The sequence below is a fragment of the Devosia sp. CAU 1758 genome, from assembly GCF_054482695.1.
Genome location: NZ_JBTLRJ010000003.1, coordinates 561806 through 578870 on the forward strand (window position 1 = coordinate 561806; position 17065 = coordinate 578870).

The 17065-nt window shown below is 62.3% G+C and carries 19 protein-coding genes; 5 read left to right on the top strand and 14 right to left on the bottom strand.

Annotated elements, in window-relative coordinates:
* Positions 1-23: 23 nt before the first annotated feature.
* From ACXYMS_RS12845 to ACXYMS_RS12900, 12 genes are all read right to left on the bottom strand, one after another.
* On the bottom strand, positions 24-473 hold the full coding sequence (locus tag ACXYMS_RS12845; protein WP_458906842.1) for a DMT family transporter: 450 nt from the start codon (positions 471-473) through the stop codon (positions 24-26).
* A gap of 99 nt (positions 474-572) precedes the next feature.
* Positions 573-932 (bottom strand): hypothetical protein, encoded by a 360-nt coding sequence (locus ACXYMS_RS12850; RefSeq protein ID WP_458906844.1) that lies wholly within the window; start codon positions 930-932, stop codon positions 573-575.
* A 58-nt stretch (positions 933-990) separates the two neighbouring features.
* On the bottom strand, positions 991-1317 hold the full coding sequence (locus ACXYMS_RS12855) for a hypothetical protein (RefSeq protein WP_458906845.1): 327 nt from the start codon (positions 1315-1317) through the stop codon (positions 991-993).
* 64 nt (positions 1318-1381) lie between these two features.
* Positions 1382-1894 carry a peptidylprolyl isomerase gene (locus ACXYMS_RS12860; RefSeq protein WP_458906847.1) on the bottom strand — a complete coding sequence of 171 codons (513 nt, stop codon included), beginning with the start codon at positions 1892-1894 and terminating at the stop codon, positions 1382-1384.
* 220 nt (positions 1895-2114) lie between these two features.
* Positions 2115-2699, bottom strand: a complete 585-nt coding sequence (locus tag ACXYMS_RS12865; protein WP_458906848.1) for a peptidylprolyl isomerase — start codon at positions 2697-2699, stop codon at positions 2115-2117.
* Positions 2696-3190 carry a pantetheine-phosphate adenylyltransferase gene (gene coaD / locus ACXYMS_RS12870; protein WP_458906849.1) on the bottom strand — a complete coding sequence of 165 codons (495 nt, stop codon included), beginning with the start codon at positions 3188-3190 and terminating at the stop codon, positions 2696-2698. Before coaD ends, ACXYMS_RS12865 begins: the two co-directional genes overlap by 4 nt.
* Positions 3191-3290: 100 nt before the next feature.
* The gene (locus ACXYMS_RS12875) at positions 3291-3782 is read right to left on the bottom strand and encodes a GNAT family N-acetyltransferase (RefSeq protein ID WP_458906851.1); all 492 of its coding nucleotides are present in this window, start codon (positions 3780-3782) and stop codon (positions 3291-3293) included.
* Positions 3775-4161 (bottom strand): tautomerase family protein, encoded by a 387-nt coding sequence (locus tag ACXYMS_RS12880; RefSeq protein ID WP_458906853.1) that lies wholly within the window; start codon positions 4159-4161, stop codon positions 3775-3777. The genes ACXYMS_RS12875 and ACXYMS_RS12880 overlap by 8 nt, the downstream gene beginning before the upstream one ends.
* 56 nt (positions 4162-4217) lie before the next feature.
* On the bottom strand, positions 4218-4838 hold the full coding sequence (locus ACXYMS_RS12885) for a LysE family translocator (protein ID WP_458906855.1): 621 nt from the start codon (positions 4836-4838) through the stop codon (positions 4218-4220).
* A gap of 81 nt (positions 4839-4919) precedes the next feature.
* Positions 4920-7727, bottom strand: a complete 2808-nt coding sequence (gene gyrA / locus ACXYMS_RS12890; protein ID WP_458906856.1) for a DNA gyrase subunit A — start codon at positions 7725-7727, stop codon at positions 4920-4922.
* A gap of 114 nt (positions 7728-7841) precedes the next feature.
* On the bottom strand, positions 7842-9116 hold the full coding sequence (locus tag ACXYMS_RS12895; RefSeq protein ID WP_458906858.1) for an MFS transporter: 1275 nt from the start codon (positions 9114-9116) through the stop codon (positions 7842-7844).
* Positions 9113-9709: a winged helix-turn-helix domain-containing protein gene (locus ACXYMS_RS12900; protein ID WP_458906860.1), complete on the bottom strand. Its 597-nt coding sequence runs from the start codon at positions 9707-9709 to the stop codon at positions 9113-9115. The genes ACXYMS_RS12895 and ACXYMS_RS12900 overlap by 4 nt, the downstream gene beginning before the upstream one ends.
* 117 nt (positions 9710-9826) lie before the next feature.
* Here ACXYMS_RS12900 and ACXYMS_RS12905 point away from each other — a divergent pair, with 117 nt between their 5' ends.
* Positions 9827-10117 carry a hypothetical protein gene (locus tag ACXYMS_RS12905; RefSeq protein ID WP_458906862.1) on the top strand — a complete coding sequence of 97 codons (291 nt, stop codon included), beginning with the start codon at positions 9827-9829 and terminating at the stop codon, positions 10115-10117.
* A 20-nt stretch (positions 10118-10137) separates the two neighbouring features.
* Here the strand turns inward: ACXYMS_RS12905 and ACXYMS_RS12910 are convergent, their stop codons facing one another.
* Positions 10138-10548, bottom strand: coding sequence for a winged helix-turn-helix transcriptional regulator (locus ACXYMS_RS12910; RefSeq protein WP_458906864.1), 411 nt, complete (start codon positions 10546-10548; stop codon positions 10138-10140).
* A 154-nt stretch (positions 10549-10702) separates the two neighbouring features.
* On the opposite strand from ACXYMS_RS12910, the gene ACXYMS_RS12915 reads away from it, so the two are divergent.
* The 4 genes from ACXYMS_RS12915 (at position 10703) to ACXYMS_RS12930 (ending at position 16198) form a co-directional block, all read left to right on the top strand.
* On the top strand, positions 10703-11584 hold the full coding sequence (locus tag ACXYMS_RS12915) for an SDR family oxidoreductase (protein WP_458906865.1): 882 nt from the start codon (positions 10703-10705) through the stop codon (positions 11582-11584).
* Positions 11585-11720: 136 nt separating this feature from the next.
* The gene (locus ACXYMS_RS12920; RefSeq protein WP_458906867.1) at positions 11721-14099 is read left to right on the top strand and encodes an efflux RND transporter permease subunit; all 2379 of its coding nucleotides are present in this window, start codon (positions 11721-11723) and stop codon (positions 14097-14099) included.
* Between the two features lie 178 nt (positions 14100-14277).
* Entirely contained in the window at positions 14278-14805 is a 528-nt protein-coding gene (locus ACXYMS_RS12925; RefSeq protein WP_458906869.1) for a hypothetical protein, read from the top strand.
* 112 nt (positions 14806-14917) lie between these two features.
* On the top strand, positions 14918-16198 hold the full coding sequence (locus ACXYMS_RS12930; RefSeq protein WP_458906870.1) for a diguanylate cyclase domain-containing protein: 1281 nt from the start codon (positions 14918-14920) through the stop codon (positions 16196-16198).
* Positions 16199-16260: 62 nt separating this feature from the next.
* On the opposite strand, the gene ssb is transcribed toward ACXYMS_RS12930, so the two are convergent.
* Positions 16261-16767 (bottom strand): single-stranded DNA-binding protein, encoded by a 507-nt coding sequence (ssb, locus tag ACXYMS_RS12935; protein WP_458906872.1) that lies wholly within the window; start codon positions 16765-16767, stop codon positions 16261-16263.
* Positions 16768-17065 lie beyond the last annotated feature (298 nt).

The window sequence follows — 17065 nt, forward strand, 5'->3', positions numbered from 1 at the left end:
CGGCGTTCAGCGCCCTGAGGTTGCTACAGCACCCGGATCATCACGGCGCCGGTGACCAGCAGCACCGCCCCGGCAATCCGCCCCACCGAAATTTCCCGCACCGCCATGCCCATGAAGCCGACCTTGTCGAGGAACAACCCGCCCACGAGCTGACCAGTCACCGAAAGCGCCATCACCGCAGCCGCGCCCATGATCGGGGTCAGCGTGATGTTGGAAAACACATAGAAAGCTCCCAGCAGCCCTCCGGCCACAAAGGTCCAGGGTGCCGGCGCCCCGAAATTTATCGGCGTGTGGGTCAGATGACTGAATAGGAACGCCAGCGCCCATAGCACCACCCCGCCTGCCAGGAATGACACCGCGGCCGCCGCCACCGGGACTTCCAGCGCCCGGCCGAGGCTGGCATTGATCGGTGCCTGCGCAGCAATGCAGGCGCCGGCGATGACGCCCATCAGCGCCCAGAGAAGACTATCCATTTTCACAATCATCAACCTGAGGTGGGATGCGGACTCAGTTCGAAGTCCGGGGAAAGCCAGACCACACAATTTGCACCGACCCCCGTCAACCCATCTTGGCTACATGCCCAGGTCGCTCGACCGGCAGGTTATGGTCCACAAGCCGCCGCCAGCGACAGAGACCACGCCGCCAACCTGCGCCTGTCGCGCTTCAGACACGCGGCCAATGCGGAAACTCATGGCCAGATGCTCGCGCCGGTCTGCATCCTTCCAGGACACATCGCCGCCTTCGACATCATCGCCGATGAAACCGGCCGACACATATTCCCCGTCATGGTCGGGGTGGTCCGGGTCGGTGGAAAGCCCGAAATCCCCGGTCAATTGCATCTCGACGCTCAGCACCGGCTGCACCAGCGCTGGTCCCAATGTGTAGGTGAGGGTAATTTCGCCCGCTGCATCAACGCAGGAAACCGTATCCATCGCCACCGCCAGGGGCGACGTAACGAAGGTTGCGGCGGCTATCAGGAGCAACCGTGATCTAGCCTTCACTGCAGGACACCGCCCAAACGCCCAAATTGAAAATCCTGAGGGTGCCGGCAAACACCGCTTCGCCAGCCTCTTCGGCATGTGACAACCGCAGCTGCGCCACGGGGTTATTGACCGTTTGATCGTAGAAATCGACCTTCATCCCCTGGTCATCGGCAAAGCCCTGGCCGATGGTGAAGATCGCGCCGTCGCCATAGGAGAGGTCTGTGGTCCAATGGCGCGTCTCTTGGCGCATATTGGCACCAATGGCGCCGAACCCGCCGGCAGTCCCCAGCAATAATCCGACTTCCGTTATGGCATCGGTGTCGGTGCAATACATCCACTGCGTCGCGACAGCAGGAGCGGTCGAGAGGCTGGCGGCCAGGACCGCCAGCCCCAGTGCCTTACTCGGCGATGTCAGCCGCGACCTTGACCGAAACCATCTTGTCGGGGTCCGCAACCGGTTCGCCACGCTTGATCTGATCGACATTCTCCATGCCCTCGATGACCTGTCCCCACACAGTGTACTGGTTGTTGAGGAAGGGCGCATCGCCAAAACAGATGAAAAACTGCGAGTTGGCGCTGTTCGGGTCCTGGGCGCGCGCCATCGAGGCCGTGCCGCGCTTGTGCGGCTCTGCGTTGAACTCGGCCTTGATATTGGGATACTTCGAGCCACCGGTGCCGGCGCGCGACGGGTTGAAGTCGGGAAGGTTGGAATTGCCGAACTTGACGTCGCCGGTCTGGGCCATGAATCCGTCGATCACGCGATGGAACACCACGCCGTCATAGGCGCCTTCGCGGGCCAGCGTCTTGATATGCGCGACATGGCCGGGCGCCACTTCGGGCTTCATGGCAATGACGACCTTGCCCTTGGTGGTTTCGATGACGAGGGTGTTTTCGGGATCTTCATAGGCCATGAGAGCTCTCTTTCAGTAAGTTCGTGGGCGGGGTGTAAGGCGATTGGCAGCCCGGTGCAAGGCTGGCCTATCCTGGGGTGCGATCTCTCCCCACCCGGATCGTCACCCTCGGGCTCGCCCCGAGGGGAGTATACTTGCCGCTACCTCCCCAGGTGCAACACCCTCGGATCAAGTCCGAGGCTGACAGCTGGTGGATGTCGAGGCACGGGAACTCTAGGTCTTACTTGTACTCGATTACCGCCGAAACGATCTTGTCCGGATTGGCCACCGCACCATTCATCTCCTGCGGGCCCTTTTCCAGCGCATCGACCGCTTCCATGCCGGAAACAACCTTGCCGAACACCGTATACTGACCATCCAGGAAGCTGGCATCGGCCGTGGTGATGAAGAACTGCGAATTGAACGAATTGGGGTCCTGCGACCGCGCCGCGCCCAGCACGCCGCGCCCGAAGCTTTCCGAGTTGAACTCGGCTTCCACGTTCGGCAGGTCCGAACCGCCGGTTCCGGCCATCTGGAGATTGTAGCCCGCATCATCAGAATCGCCATTCGCGATGTCGCCGGTCTGCGCCATGAAGCCGTCGATCACCCGGTGGAACACCACGCCGTCATATTCGCCCGCCTCGGTCAGCGTCACGATGCGCTCCACATGTTTGGGTGCGATGGCGGGAAGCAGTTCGATGTCCACAACGCCGTCCTCCAACGTCAGGATCAGGTGCGGCGTGCCCGACTGGGCAAAGGCCTGCGGCGCCAGGAAGGTGGCGCCCAGCGTGAGAGCGGCGAAGAAACGGCTGGAAATCTTGATCATTTGGACTGGAGAGCCTTGAGAACGATTTGCGGGACGAAGGCGGAGATGTCCCCGCCCATTTCAGCGATCTGGCGCACCAATGTGGCCGAGATATGCCGCACCGGCGGGCTGGAGGGCAGGAAAACGGTTTGCAGGTCCGGTGCCATCTGCGCGTTCATGCCCACCATCTGCATCTCGTAATTATAGTCCGTGGTGTCGCGCAGCCCCCGGATGATCAGCCTGGCGCCATTGTCGCGCGCCGCCTGCACCATCAATCCCGAAAAATCGACGATGCGGAACTCGGTATCGGTGCGCTTGCCGATGGCCGGCAGTACCTGTTCCAGAATGGCAATGCGATCCGCATGGGTGAAGAGCGGATTTTTCTTCGTGGCGCTGATCCCCACCGCCACCACCAGCGTATCGACGAGCTTGCAGGCCCGTTCAATTACGTCGAGATGCCCATTGGTCAAAGGATCGAAAGATCCCGGATAAAACCCAACCAGCTGCGACATGACGCCCCCCTTTTTATCGTTTAGGTTTTGTCACGGGCCTTCTCGATTTGGCAAGCGCGGATGCTCGCGCGCAGCGGATCAGCTGGACCGAACCGGGGCATTAGAATGCCAATCGTGAAGACGACAAAGTTCGCACGAAAACATCCTGATGATCTCTGTCGATGTCACTTTCAATCATCGTCCAACCGCGCTCGCGGTAGTAGTCCCGCATGATCGGTTTGGCGGAAAGATAGACGCGCTCGAAACCCGTGTCGGCCAGCCGGGAGATCAGTGCCTCCGCCATTGCTCCAGCGATCCCCTGTCCACGCGCATCCGGCTCCACCCAGAGCGCCGCAAGGCAGGGACCGAGGTGCGGTCGGGCGTCGATGTCATCCACTATACTGGTGACAGTCCCGAGAAAGCGACCGTCGCGCGTCGCCACTAGCGTGAACGGATAGCCGATAGCGGAGGCGACGGCATGCAGGGCCGCCTCCACATCCGCCAGCGTTTCTCCATCGGGCTCCCACCACGCCCGCCAGATCCTGTCCGCCACCGTGTCGAAGAACTGGGGGGCATCGCGAAGGTCGACAATGTCATAGCCCTGCTTAGACATCGACCTTGAAGCCCAGCTCCAGCTCGCTGGCTGGCACGCCCTTCAGGCCCCAGTTCTCCCGGGGCACTTCGTGCAGGATCACCTTGATGTCCCCGGCCTCGAGCCCGAACGGCGCCAGTTCGTGCACCAGCGCGGCATAGAGTCGGCGCTTCGCTTCGATGCTCCGGCCGGTAAAGAGACTGATCTCGATCACGCTGTAATGCGGCCCGACATTTGCCGGCACGATGAAGGCCTCATCGTCATATTCCATCAGCCGGACGCAGCGATCCTTTTCGGGAATGAGGATGCCGGCAACAAGGGCGCGCTGCACCGCTTCGACGAAGTTGCGACGATTGGCGCCGAGCCAGTTTCGGCGTGTTTCGATTCTGGTAGAGGGCATTGGACTGATTCCTTGAGAAACGGGGTGAGCTTAGCTAACGCCGCATTGCGAGCGGCTCAGGCCCGTTTCTGCAGCGCCAGCCACACCCCGCCCAGCATCAGGATCACTCCTGATAGCCGCGACACCAGACGCACCCGCGCTGTACTCAGCAATCCGCGCGCCCGCCCGGCCACCAGCGCATAGACAGCGTCGGAGGCCCCTGCAACCAGCATGAAGAACAGTCCCAGCACCATCACCTGCGGAAAAGTCGGCCGGGAGACGTCGACGAATTGCGGCAGGAAGGCACCGAGAAAGACCAGTGCCTTGGGGTTGGAAAGGATGACGAAAAATCCTTCCAGCGCCATCCGCCAATTGGATTTGCCGCGCTCGGCCTGCACCGATCCCAGATTGCCGTCACTGCGCAGCATCCTGTAGCCCAGCCAGATCAGATAGGCCGCCCCGATCAGCTTGATCCAGTCGAATGCCGCGCCCATGAAGGCCACCAGCGCCTGCATGCCCAGCGCCACCACCAGCGTCATCACCAAAAACCCTGCCTGCGTCCCGGCCACGATGGCGAGGCCCGCGCCTGTGCCGCGCGACAACGAATTGGCGACGATCACCGTCACTGTCGGACCAGGCACGATAGCCAGAAGGAAACAGGCGCCGAGATAGGGAATGAGCAGGCCGGGATCGAACATGGCGGAGACTCCTGATGCTGGAGCAAGCCACCTTCCGCCGGAAATGACAAGGGGCGCCGAAGCGCCCCCTTCTGTTCTTGACTATTCGCCGCTTGGCTCGCTTGGGCTGCCGCCCTCGCCATCCACATCGGGCGGTGTGTCCGGCGCGCCGTCGGCAGACGCTTCGGGTGGCAACTCGCCCTCTTCGGCTTCCGGCTCGCTGATGTGTTCCACCGAAACGACCTTCTCGTCCTCCGCGGTATCAAAGACGATAACGCCCTGGCTGGATCGCCCGACGATGCGGATCGGCTTGTCGCCACCCACCGGCAGGCGGATGGTCTGGCCACCATCGCTGATCAGCATGATCTGATCATCGTCCTCCACTGGGAAGGAAGCGACCAAATTGCCATTGCGCTTGTTGACCGCCATGGCGACGATGCCTTTGCCGCCACGCCCGGTGATCCGGTATTCGTGGCTGGAGGTCCGCTTGCCATAACCATTCTCGGAAATGGTCAGGATGAACTGCTCGGTCGCGCTCATCGAAGCATACAATTCCGGGCTCAGTTCGCCGGCAACCACATCTGCCTCATCGGACCCGGCCTCCTCGTTCTCAGCCTCACCCCGCACGGCACGGCTCATCTTGAGATAAGCCGCACGCTGCTCAGCATTGGCATCGGAATGGTTGATGATGGCCATGGAAATGACCGTGTCACCGTTCGCCAGCTGGATGCCGCGCACGCCCATGGAATCGCGGCCCTTGAACAGGCGCACATCGTCGGCCCGGAAGCGGATCGCCTGCCCCAGTGCCGTGGTCATCAGCACGTCATTGTTGACCGTGCAGGTGTCCACCCCGACGATTTCGTCACCCTCGTCGAGCTTCATGGCGATCTTGCCGTTCTGGCGCACTTCGACAAAGTCGGCCAGCGAGTTGCGGCGCACGGTGCCCCGCGTCGTGGCGAACATGATGTCGAGATTACCCCAGGAGGTCTCGTCCTCCGGCAGCGGCATGATCGAGGTGATCCGTTCGCCCTGTTCGAGCGGCAGGATATTGATCAGCGCCTTGCCCTTGGCATTGGCCGCCGACAGTGGCAGGCGCCACACCTTGAGCTTGTAGGCAATGCCGCGGCTGGTGAAGAACAGCACCGGCGTATGCGTATTGGCCACGAACAGCCGCGCCACGAAATCTTCCTCGCGCGTCGACATGCCCGAGCGGCCCTTGCCGCCACGGTTCTGCGCCCGATAGGTCGAAAGCGGCACCCGCTTGATATAGCCGGCATGGCTCACGGTCACGACCATGTCCTCGCGGGCGATCAAATCCTCGTCGTCGAAATCGGCAGCGTGATCGCTGATCTCGGTGCGGCGCGGCGAACCGAACTGCTCGCGCACGGCCTCCAGTTCCTCGCGGATGATGGTCCGCACGCGATCGCGCGAGCGCAGAATATCGAGATAGTCTTCGATCTCGGCGCCCAGCCCGTTGAGTTCATCGCCGATTTCATCGCGGCCAAGCGCCGTCAGGCGCGCCAGGCGCAGTTCGAGGATGGCACGGGCCTGTTCTTCGGAGAGGTTGAACGTGCCGTCCTCATTGATCTTGTGGCGCGGATCGTCGATCAGCTTGATCAGGGGCGCCACATCGGCCGCCGGCCAGCGGCGGGTCATCAGCTGCTCGCGCGCCGTCGCCGGATCGGGCGCGGTGCGGATCAGCGCAATGACTTCATCGATATTGGCCACGGCCACGGCCAGGCCGACCAGCACATGGGCGCGGTCGCGGGCCTTGTTGAGCAGGAACCGGGCACGCCGCGTCACCACCTCCTCGCGGAAGGCGATGAAGCAATCCAGGATCTGCTTGAGGTTCATCAGCTCCGGCTTGCCGCCATTGAGCGCCACGAAATTGCAGCCGAACGAGGATTGCAGCGGCGTGAAGCGATAGAGCTGGTTCAGCACCACATCGGGGAGTGCATCGCGCTTAACCTCGATGACCACGCGCATGCCTTCGCGGCTGGATTCGTCGCGCAGGTCGGCAATGCCCTCGATACGCTTGTCGCGCACCAGTTCGGCAATCTTTTCGACCATGGACGCCTTGTTCACCTGATACGGAATCTCGGTGATGACAATGGCTTCGCGTTCCTTGCGCACTTCCTCGATGGTCGAGCGCCCGCGCACGATGATCGAGCCGCGCCCGGTCTCATAGGCCTGGCGGATGCCCGCACGCCCCAGGATAATGCCGCCCGTCGGGAAATCCGGGCCCGGCAGGTGCTCGATCAGTTCCTCGGTGGTGACCGACGGATTATCCAGCACGGCCAGCGCTGCATTGATGGTCTCGGCGAGGTTATGGGTCGGAATATTGGTGGCCATGCCCACGGCAATGCCGCCGCCGCCATTGACCAGCATGTTTGGGAATCGCGCCGGAAGAACCGTCGGTTCATGCTCGGAGCCGTCATAATTGTCCCGGAAATCGACCGTGTCCTTGTCGAGATCGTCCAGCAGCGAATTGGTGATCCGCTGCATGCGCACTTCGGTATATCGCATGGCGGCCGGCATATCGCCGTCGACCGAGCCGAAATTGCCCTGTCCCTCCACCAGCATCTGGCCCATGGAGAAAGTCTGGGCCATTCGCACCAGCGCCATATAGACGGCGCTGTCGCCATGCGGATGGTATTTACCGATAACGTCGCCGACGACACGCGCCGACTTGCGAAACGGCTTGTTGTATTCGTAGCCATTCTCGCTCATCGAGAACAGGATGCGCCGATGTACAGGCTTCAGCCCGTCTCGAACATCCGGCAGCGCGCGGCTGACGATCACGCTCATCGCGTAATCGAGATAGCTGTTGCGCATCTCGTCGGTGATATAGATCGGGGCGATGTCGGAGGGCGGAAGCGCGCCGGCTCCGTTGTCGGTCGTATCTGTCACGGGGTGATTCTACGTTGGTTCTTGTTGCTCCCTAGATAGGCGATTCCAGCCGAGAATGCCAATTTTTGCGGGCTTTGCCCTGTGGAGAGTTCGGCTGCTGGCTCAGCTGAGGCGCTACGAGGCGGCAGGTTCGGATTTGCCCGATCTGGCATGAGTTACCTCAGTGGCACCAATGGGCTTTCGGTTCATCTGCCGGAAGCTTGGCACGAAGACCGGCGCCAGCGTGGCGATGAAATAGAGCGCCGCCGACACAAGCAAGCCGACCTGTACATTGGTGTTCTCCACCAGTACGCCAGCATACAGCCCGCCAAACGGCATCAGCGTCCATGCCAGCGCGCCCACCAGAGCGATGACCCGCCCAACCATGGGGCCGGGTATGCGCTCGAACAGTATGGCGCCGATGATCGGGTTGAGAAATCCGGCCGCAAAACCGCTCACGACGAAGACGCAGACGACCACGGGCAGCGGCGCGCTCAGTGCCAGGAGGATGTAAGGGACTGGTCCTGCGCATATGAATCCCACCGTGTAAACGGTCAGCCGTGGCAATCGGCTTCCGAACGCGGCGGCAATTGCGGCCCCGGCAATGGCGCCGCCGGAGAAGGTCGCGAGGAGGATGCCGACCCAGGTCACATCCAGCCCGGATGTCTTGACCCACACAGGCAGCAACACGATCGCATAGGCCTGGTCGAAGAGATTGGTGCAGGCGATCATGATCACCAGACTCATCAGAACGGGATCGCGGCGCAACACACCCCACCCTGCTCCAAAAGACCTAAAATAGCCGCCGCTCTCGGCGAATGTGGTCTCCGTAGCGCGCGAGACGACCGGCATGCCCAAGGCCAGGATGATCCCTGAAAGCGCAAATGCCACGGCATTGACGATCAGTGCAGGACCCGGTCCGATTACGCCGATCAGCGCAGCGCCTGCTGCCGCACCCAGCGTGCCCGCCAGTCGGTCGCTGGCCCCCATGATGCCGGTCACCCGCTCGAGCGGCGCTTCAGACAGCGTTGCAATATTCGGCACCAGCGCCTGCTTGGCCACGTCAGATGGGCCACGCAGGATACCGATCAATACCACGGCGGGCAGCAGAGCCCAAACCGAGAGCCAGCCGAGCCAGAACAGCAGCGGCACAAGTAGCACTGCAAAAGTCGACAGGACATCACACCATACGGCGATCCGCTTGGCACCGATCCGGTCAATCAGCGGCCCAGCAAGCGCCTTGGCCAGTACATAGGGCAGGAGTTCGGCAAACCCCACCAACCCAGTCAACACCGGGCTGCCGGTTAGTGTCAGCACCAGCCAGGGAATGGCAATGGCCGAAAGACGCGTGCCGCCCACCGAGAACACAACAGCGCTGGCCACGGCCACGAGCGGCCCATGCCGACTCATGGCTCGTCCCCATCAGGTGGATGCGGAAAGGCATGCAGCATAACGGTAAAGGGCTCAACGCCGGGATCGTGCGGGCCACCGAGCTTGGGCGCATGTTCCATGGCGTCCGAAATCACCTGGTTGAGCCGTTCAATCAGCATCTCGGCATCGCTTGCGGTGAGCGGGATGATGATGTCGCTCAAGGTAGACGCCTTCCGCCACTCCGCTGAAAGCCCACCATGGCGCGCCAATGCCTTGCGCATCTGCCTGATCTGCCCGTGCAGAGCGGCCTCAGCAAAAGCGATGGCGGCATCGAGTACCTCTTCATCCCCGTGGTCGGAGTGAAAAGTCGTCGCCTCATGAATGGCGCGCCACCAGCGATCCCGCGCATTGCCTCGCGCCTCGTCCTCTTCGATAAAGCCATGCCGCGACAATTGTCTGAGGTGATAGCTCGTCGCCCCCGAATTGAGCCCCAGCCTTGCCGCAAGGCTCGTCGCCGTTGCCGGGCCATCCACCCTCAACATCCCCAGCATCCGCATCCGCAGCGGGTGTGCCAGCGCCCGCAGCGCCATCGCGTCTGGTTCTATGCGACTGACATTTCGCTGTTCGGCCATCTTCGCGCCTCCAATAAGGAGGGGGCTATCATTGCAAACATTTCTTTGCAAACATCTGTTTGCGAATTGCGCATTTCCAACATGGTCAGCCAGCCATGTCTGCAATAAGAGGAGCAGATGGCAGACACCTATCGCGCCTGGCTCCGTGGCGCCACCAAATGGCAGAACATCGCGGTCATCGACCTGCGTTCGCTCGACGGCATCGGCAAGCTGTTGCAGCAGGCCGGCCTCACCACGCATGGCGAGATCGACAAGATGGAAGGCCCTGACCTCCTTAAGCTGGAGGGTATCGGCATCGGGGTGCTGCGTCGGGCACGCGGCATCATCCGCAAGTGCAAGGCTGATGAACGGCGCCGAAAGCCTGAAACGCCCTCGCTCAGGGTGCGTCCGCCGCGCCGCCTGATCTGACCGCGCGAACAGACATCAAGTCATATTGCGGGCGCGTCAAAACTCTCCCGTGCCCGCCTGATGCTTGGAATGCTCTCATTGGCCCATTCGATCAGGTGCCCGAACGGCACGATCAGCGAATGGCCCAGCCCGGTAAGCCGATATTCCACCGATGGCGGCTTGGTGTCGAACACCTGTCGCGCCACCAGCCCGTCGCGTTGCAAGTCGCGCAACGTCTGGGTCAGCATCTTCTGCGAAATGTCCGGAACCTCCCGGTGCAGCTGGTTGAAGCGCTTCGGCCCCGAGGCCAGGGTCATCACCAGCAGCATGCTCCATTTGTCGCCGATCTTGTCGAGCACATTGCGCACCGGGCAGATGCCGGTCTGCTCGGCGGCGCTGGCCGCGTTCCAGCGCTCCACGTAGATCGAAGCCAGATCCCGTTCCGCATCCATGTGCGCTTACCTCCAGGTAATCTAATGCCGAAAAAGTGCCTCCTTTTCAGCGCGTCACAAGCACACTAGTTAGAAGCTCTCTTTTCGATACTTAGTCCCCAACCGCATGCGGCGCAAGGTCTGTACCGACTGACCAGACACCTGGGAGTGCATCATGACTGACTTCACCAATTCCACCCTGCTCGTCACCGGCGCCTCTGGCCATCTCGGCCGCATCGCAGTCGAAGACCTGCTGGCCCGCGGCGCCACAAGGGTGATCGCAGGCACCCGCGACCCTGCCAAACTCTCCGATCTCGCCGCAAAGGGCGTCGAAGTGCGCAAGGTCGACTTCAACGACCCCGCCAGCCTGCCGACTGCCTTTGCCGGTGTGGAGCGCCTGCTGATCATCTCCACGGACGGCATCGGCAGCCGCGTCGCCCAGCAGACCGCCGCAATCAACGCTGCCAAATCCGCCGGCGTCGGCCACGTCGTCTATACCTCGGCACCCGCCGCCCGCCCCAATGCCGATGCCGGCCTCAATCCAGAACACTTCTGGACCGAAGCCGCTCTTGCCGCCTCGGGCCTCGACTTCACCATCCTGCGCAATCACATGTATGCCGAGAACAACCTGATGGACCTGCCCCAGGCCGTCGCCAGCGGCCAGCTCTATGGCCTGATCGGGGATCGCGGCACCAGCTATGTTACCCGCACCGACGCCGCTCGTGCCGCCGCCGGCGCCCTGCTCACCGCCAGCGGAAACTCCATCGAGGACGTCACCGGTCCTGCCCCCGTCACCAATGAGGAGCGCGCGCGCCTTGCCGCCGATATCACCGGCAAGCCCGTGACCCTCAACGCTCTTCCCCCTGCGGCTCTGAAGGCCGGCATGGTCGCGGCCGGCATTCCCGAGGGCTTTGCCGAGGCCCTCCTGGCGTTCCAGCGCGATGCCGTCAGCGGGTATCATGGCGTCGTCACCGACACCGTGGAGCGCTATTCCGGCCGCAAACCCCAGGCCGTGGCCGATTTTCTCGCCGCCAATCGCGCCGTGCTAGTCGGCTGACGATAAGCGGGTCCGTGCCGCCTTGCGGGCCCGCATACACCTTCCCGACGACCAATCCTTGCAAAGCTGGACGCATTCGACACAAACCCGTAGAAAAATCCGCACAATTGCCGCCCAACGGGGGAGTCGGGTTCTGGTGTCTTGGGGTTCTGTTGCTTCGCGATTTGTCGACTGGTTCACCACGCGGCGGTCAATCGGGTTCGGTCTTGAGTATCTTGGCCTGCTGACCCTGCGCCATCCGCGCAGCCTGTCGATTGTGGTCCTGCTCTTCACCATTGTCTGTTTCTGGCAGGTCCCGCGCGCCAATGTGGATGGCGACCTGCTGCGGGTCTATGCCCATTCCGGGCACTATTACGACACCTATGACAATCTCTCGAAGACCTTCGGCACCTTCGAAAACGACATCTATGTGCTGGTCAATTCGCCCAACCTGGTCGACCCCGACGTGCTCGAGGACATCCGCAACCTCGCCTTTGACTTGGAACTCAACGAATACGCCGTGGGCACCATGTCGCCCTTTACTTTGCGCAAGCCCAATGGCAGCGGCGGTTCGGTGCCGGCCGTGCCCGAGGACATGCTGACTGCCGACGACGTCGCCATGGCCCTCTCGGACCTGCAGCAGAACGACCCCATGATGCGCAACCTGATTACTCCGGACTTGACCGGCGTCGTGCTCATCATGTTCCCCAACCAGGAGCTGGTAAACCGCAATGGCGCCAAGGCGATGATCGCCAGTCTGCGCGAAACCTTGTCCTGGTACGAGGGCGGGAGCCTCAACATCGAGTTGACAGGCCCCCCGGTCTGGACCTCTGAAATGCTCAATGCCGCGGTCGATGACCAGATCAAGTTCACCGTCTATGGCTTCGGTCTCGGCGCTTTCATTGCGCTCTTTGCCCTTCGTTCCTTCTGGGGCGCGATCCTCGTCGCAGCCACGCCCTTCGTAGCCGTTGCCTGGTCCATCGGCACGGTATTGCTGCTGTTCGGGTCGTTCTCCTTCCTCACCATCATCGTCACCACGCTGGTGCTGGTCATGGCCTTTGCCGAGTCGATGTTCTTCATCTTCAATTGGCTGGCCTATTGGCGCGACGGCATGGAGCCCAACAAGGCCGTCGATACCACGCTCAAGCTTGTCGGCCCGGCCACGGCGCTAACCACCTTGACCACACTGGTCGCCTTTGCCTCACTCTATGTCTCCCCCGGCCAGGGCGTTCAGGAATTCGCACTGGCTGGAGCGGCAGGCTGCGTCATCATGTTCGTCTGCCTGATGACCGTGATGCCGCTGCTGCTCAAGCTGGCCGTGCGCCTCGGCTTCAAGCTGCCCAAGGCACCCAATTTCGCGCTTAACGCGCCCCTGCCCGCGGCTCTTGGCCTCGCCATGCGCTTCGGCCGCCCGGTCAGTGTGCTGGCCGTGCTGCTCACCATCGTGCTGATCATCCCCTTCTTCCTTATCCAGCCGCGCTTTTCCTTCGAAGACTATATGGCCAAGGATTCCACCGCGCTGACGGCCGCCGAGAGCATCGACGAAGGCGTTGGTGGCGTGGCGCCACTCTACGTGCAGGTCCCGCTCCAGCAGATGGACCCCAATGTCGGCGCCGAGGATTTCGAGACCATCCGCAAGGTGCACGAGATCGTCGAGGCCGAGCTGGGGCAGAACAAGGTCATCTCGGCGGCCAGTCTGACCAATTACACCGAGACCGGCTTCACCCGCGAAGAGGTGTTCAACGCCGTCGGCCCATTCATGCGCAAGCGCTTCATCACCGATGATGGTGGCCAGGCTTTGGTGACCGGCTTCATGCCCACCATTCTCGAGAGCCAGGCGCTCAAGGACATGGTCGCGCGCATTGAAGCGCGCATTGCCGAGGAAGGCATTGCCGGGGCTGAGGTGGGTGGCTTCCGCGTCCTCACCACCTTCGCCACCGACGACATCGTGCGCTCCCTCCAGATTTCCCTGGCCGCCAGCGTGGTGCTCAACCTGTTCCTGATCGGCCTTGCCTTCGGATCGGTCCGAATGGCGCTGATTTCGGCCGTGCCAAACATGTTCCCGATCCTGGGCACCCAGGCCTGGCTCTGGGCCACCGGCGCGGGCCTCCAATTGACCACGGTCATGGCTCTCACCATCGCCTTCGGCATTGCCGTCAACGACACTATCCACATGCTGTCCCACTACATGCATGGCCGACGGGAGGAGCAGCGCAGCCACCTCGATTCGGTGCGCCACACCCTCCATCGCATCGGCGGCGCCATTGTCGCCACTACGGTCATCCTTTGCGCCGGCACCATTATCGTCGCCTTCTCCGAACTGCCCCAGGTCGCCCTGTTCGGGTCGCTCTTCGTGCTGTCGCTGTCGCTGGCGCTGGTGGGCGACCTGTTCATGCTGCCCTCGCTCCTGGTCGCCGCTTCCCGATTCCTCGAAAATCTGACCGCGATAAGGGTGCAGACGGCGGACCATGTCGCCACGCCGGACGATCCGACCGGCATCACCGATACGCGCATCGGCGCGTCCCGGGCGGACTAGTTGTCCCGCTTGCCGCGCCTGGCTGGCAAAAGCTAATGTCGTGCGGTGATTCCGGCCGGACCGCTGGTGCATGATCACTTTCGCGAGAACCGGCCAAGCTATCGGCCGATAACAGCTATTCTTGGCCGGCAAGAACATGCCGGGGGGCTTGTATTGCTTGTTTGGAGGGCATAGCGCCATGATCATTTTCGGACCCCTGACCCGTGCTGCGGCACTGGCAGGTCTCCTGTTTACTGCCGCACTGGGCGCCGCTCCCGTCGCGGCCGCGCCGGCAGATGTTGCGCTGCTCAAGTCCTATATCGGCGATTGGGTCGGTAACGGCGTCCTGATCGGCGCAGATACAGAAACCGTACGCTGTCGCCTGTCGCTCACCCAGGGCAATCAAGACAAGGTGAACTACAATGGCCGCTGCGCCTTTGCCGGCAGCCCTCCGCTTTCGGTGTCTGGCACCATGGCGCATGTCGAAGCCAGCAAGCGCTTTGAGGCAGTCATGGAGTTCAATTCTTTCTCCGGAGTTGCCGTCGGCCAGAAGCGCGGCTCGGGACTTGTCTTCAACCTGCGTGAACGCGACCAGGACGAGGAGGGCAAGGAACTGAGCATCTCGGCTCAGATCCAGCTCAATCAGGGCGCCATCCAGGTCCAGTTCGAACTCGTTTATATTGAATCAGGCGACAGCCTGCGCGCCGAAATCCCGTTTGCGCGCTGAGGCGGCGCTGCTTGTATTGGAGGGCGGCACACATCTGTGCCGCCCTTTTTTTTGTTTGGCCAAACCATCGTGAGAAAACAATGTCTTAAGGAGCCACTGCTACGCTCCGCGCATGTTTGCGCCCTCCCTGCTGACCAGCCGCACGCCGCCGAAAACCGCCCCTGAACGGGCCGGTGGCTTGGCGTCTGGTCGTGCCTTCCTCGATCGCCTGCGCCGCTGCACCGGCATGGCCGGCGCCGGGCTGATCGGGGCCGGTGTGCGCTGGATCGACATTGCCGGCGAAGCGCCGCCAACGGGTGTTGCGCCCGAACTCTTCGGACGCTCGGGCACGATCGCCACCGGAGACGATTCGGGGGCGAGCTTCCTCATGGTCGTGCCGATTCCCTCCATCAATCCAGGCAATCCACACTGGCTGCTGCTGTGGGATCACACCGCGCGGCCTGCCGGCACCGCAAACCTGCTTTTGGCTCAGGTCACCGAACTGGTCGCCCATGCCGCCATGGAGCGTAGGCGCGCAGCGGAAATCCATCGCCGGCATCTGGTCGAGCGCGCTTCGGCCACGGCGCGGATCGGCATCTGGTCGTGCTCCCTGCCCGACGAGACGCTGACCTGGAGCGATGGTATCTACGACCTGTTCGAATTGCCGCGTGGTTCACCCATCGATCGCGCCAGGACCCTGGCCATGTACACCCCTGAATCGGCCGCGAAGATGAACGCGCTGCGGTCCGAGGCCATCGCCACGCTGGGGGATTTCAATTTCGACGCGGAGATCACCACCACCACCGGCAAGCGGCGCTGGATGCGCATCACTGCGACCGTGGACGGCGTGGATGGCCGCGCCCGCCGCATTTTCGGCATGAAGCAGAATATTACCGAGGAAAAGCTGCTTGCCGAGCGTACGCGACGCCTCGCTGAGACCGATTCACTGACCGGCCTCGCCAATCGCAGCCTGTTCCAGGCCCGCCTTGATGACCTGCATGGGGCCATCAATGCCAATCCTGTGGGTACCCTGATCCTTGTCGACCTTGATCGCTTCAAGGCCATCAATGACGAACTGGGGCACGTCTCGGGTGATGACTGCCTGATCGAAGCGGGCCGGCGTCTGTCCGAATGCTGTCCGGCCGGAACTCTGGTCGCCCGCATCGGCGGCGATGAATTCGCCATTCTCACCGACCAGAGCGCGGGCATCGATGACGCGGCACTCTGCGCTCATGTCATCCAGGCCCTCGAAATGCCCTTCACGCTCGCCGGTCAGACCCGAACGATCGGTGCATCCATTGGCATGGCCCGACGTGGCGAACACAATGCCGACACCCTCTATCGCAACGCCGACACGGCGCTCTACCAGGCCAAGTCCGACGGACGCGGCACCTGGCGCCAATACGCCGCCTGATCTCTTATAGTTCCGCTCACAAACAGCAAGGACGGCCCTAAGCCGCCCTTGCACCACCCTGATCAGAACGGGATATCGTCATCCATGCCGCCCGGCTCGAAGGCCGGGGCATTGGCCGAGGGACGCCGACCGCCGCCGCCACCCGAATTGTCGCGCACGCCACGGAAGCCGCCATTATCGCCGCCGCCGTAACCGCCGCTGTCGCCGGCGCCCTCGCCACGGCCGTCAAGCAGCACCATGGACGAGTTGAAGTTCTGCAGCACCACCTCGGTGGAATATTTGTCGGCGCCACTCTGGTCCTGCCATTTGCGGGTCTGCAACTGGCCCTCGAGATAGACCTTGGAGCCCTTCCGCAGATATTGCTCGGCCACGCGCGCCAGGCCTTCCGAAAAAATCACCACGCGGTGCCATTCGGTCTTTTCGCGCTGCTCGCCGCTATTGCGGTCTTTCCAGCGCTCCGATGTCGCCACGCTCAGATTGACCACCTTGCCGCCGCTGGGCAGATTCCGCACTTCCGGGTCATTGCCCAGATTGCCGACCAGAATAACCTTGTTCACGCTGCCAGCCATGGCGCATATCCTTCCAATTCAGTCCCGGTCTGTCCGGTCACGGGACGCTTTCTCTCTTGGGTCATGTCTGCCGCCCGGCACGCAGCCTTGGACCCTGTTGCCGCACAATAGACTTTTCCGCAGTCCATACACGTCACAATTGCGGTTCTACACAACTGCCGCACGCACTGTCCGCTCCGCCCCCGCTATGTATGTTCTGCATATGTTCTATTTTTCTTCGCAGAGTCAATGCCCTCCTGACATAGCCTGTCAGGAGCCTTCCCCGACTGCTCGCGCGAGACTTGATCGACTCCCTGCG

Excerpts from the sequence above, each read along its gene's own strand:
- ACXYMS_RS12895 (WP_458906858.1), bottom strand. The coding sequence starts at position 9,116 with ATGAGTCGGCATGGGCCGCTCGTGGCCGTGGCCAGCGCTGTTGTGTTC.
- ACXYMS_RS12905 (WP_458906862.1), top strand. The coding sequence starts at position 9,827 with ATGGCAGACACCTATCGCGCCTGGCTCCGTGGCGCCACCAAATGGCAG.
- ACXYMS_RS12925 (WP_458906869.1), top strand. The coding sequence starts at position 14,278 with ATGATCATTTTCGGACCCCTGACCCGTGCTGCGGCACTGGCAGGTCTC.
- ACXYMS_RS12910 (WP_458906864.1), bottom strand. The coding sequence starts at position 10,548 with ATGGATGCGGAACGGGATCTGGCTTCGATCTACGTGGAGCGCTGGAAC.
- ACXYMS_RS12880 (WP_458906853.1), bottom strand. The coding sequence starts at position 4,161 with ATGCCCTCTACCAGAATCGAAACACGCCGAAACTGGCTCGGCGCCAAT.
- ssb (WP_458906872.1), bottom strand. The coding sequence starts at position 16,767 with ATGGCTGGCAGCGTGAACAAGGTTATTCTGGTCGGCAATCTGGGCAAT.
- ACXYMS_RS12845 (WP_458906842.1), bottom strand. The coding sequence starts at position 473 with ATGGATAGTCTTCTCTGGGCGCTGATGGGCGTCATCGCCGGCGCCTGC.
- ACXYMS_RS12855 (WP_458906845.1), bottom strand. The coding sequence starts at position 1,317 with ATGTATTGCACCGACACCGATGCCATAACGGAAGTCGGATTATTGCTG.
- ACXYMS_RS12900 (WP_458906860.1), bottom strand. The coding sequence starts at position 9,709 with ATGGCCGAACAGCGAAATGTCAGTCGCATAGAACCAGACGCGATGGCG.
- ACXYMS_RS12875 (WP_458906851.1), bottom strand. The coding sequence starts at position 3,782 with ATGTCTAAGCAGGGCTATGACATTGTCGACCTTCGCGATGCCCCCCAG.
- ACXYMS_RS12865 (WP_458906848.1), bottom strand. The coding sequence starts at position 2,699 with ATGATCAAGATTTCCAGCCGTTTCTTCGCCGCTCTCACGCTGGGCGCC.
- ACXYMS_RS12860 (WP_458906847.1), bottom strand. The coding sequence starts at position 1,894 with ATGGCCTATGAAGATCCCGAAAACACCCTCGTCATCGAAACCACCAAG.
- coaD (WP_458906849.1), bottom strand. The coding sequence starts at position 3,190 with ATGTCGCAGCTGGTTGGGTTTTATCCGGGATCTTTCGATCCTTTGACC.
- ACXYMS_RS12915 (WP_458906865.1), top strand. The coding sequence starts at position 10,703 with ATGACTGACTTCACCAATTCCACCCTGCTCGTCACCGGCGCCTCTGGC.
- ACXYMS_RS12885 (WP_458906855.1), bottom strand. The coding sequence starts at position 4,838 with ATGTTCGATCCCGGCCTGCTCATTCCCTATCTCGGCGCCTGTTTCCTT.
- ACXYMS_RS12850 (WP_458906844.1), bottom strand. The coding sequence starts at position 932 with ATGGATACGGTTTCCTGCGTTGATGCAGCGGGCGAAATTACCCTCACC.
- ACXYMS_RS12930 (WP_458906870.1), top strand. The coding sequence starts at position 14,918 with ATGTTTGCGCCCTCCCTGCTGACCAGCCGCACGCCGCCGAAAACCGCC.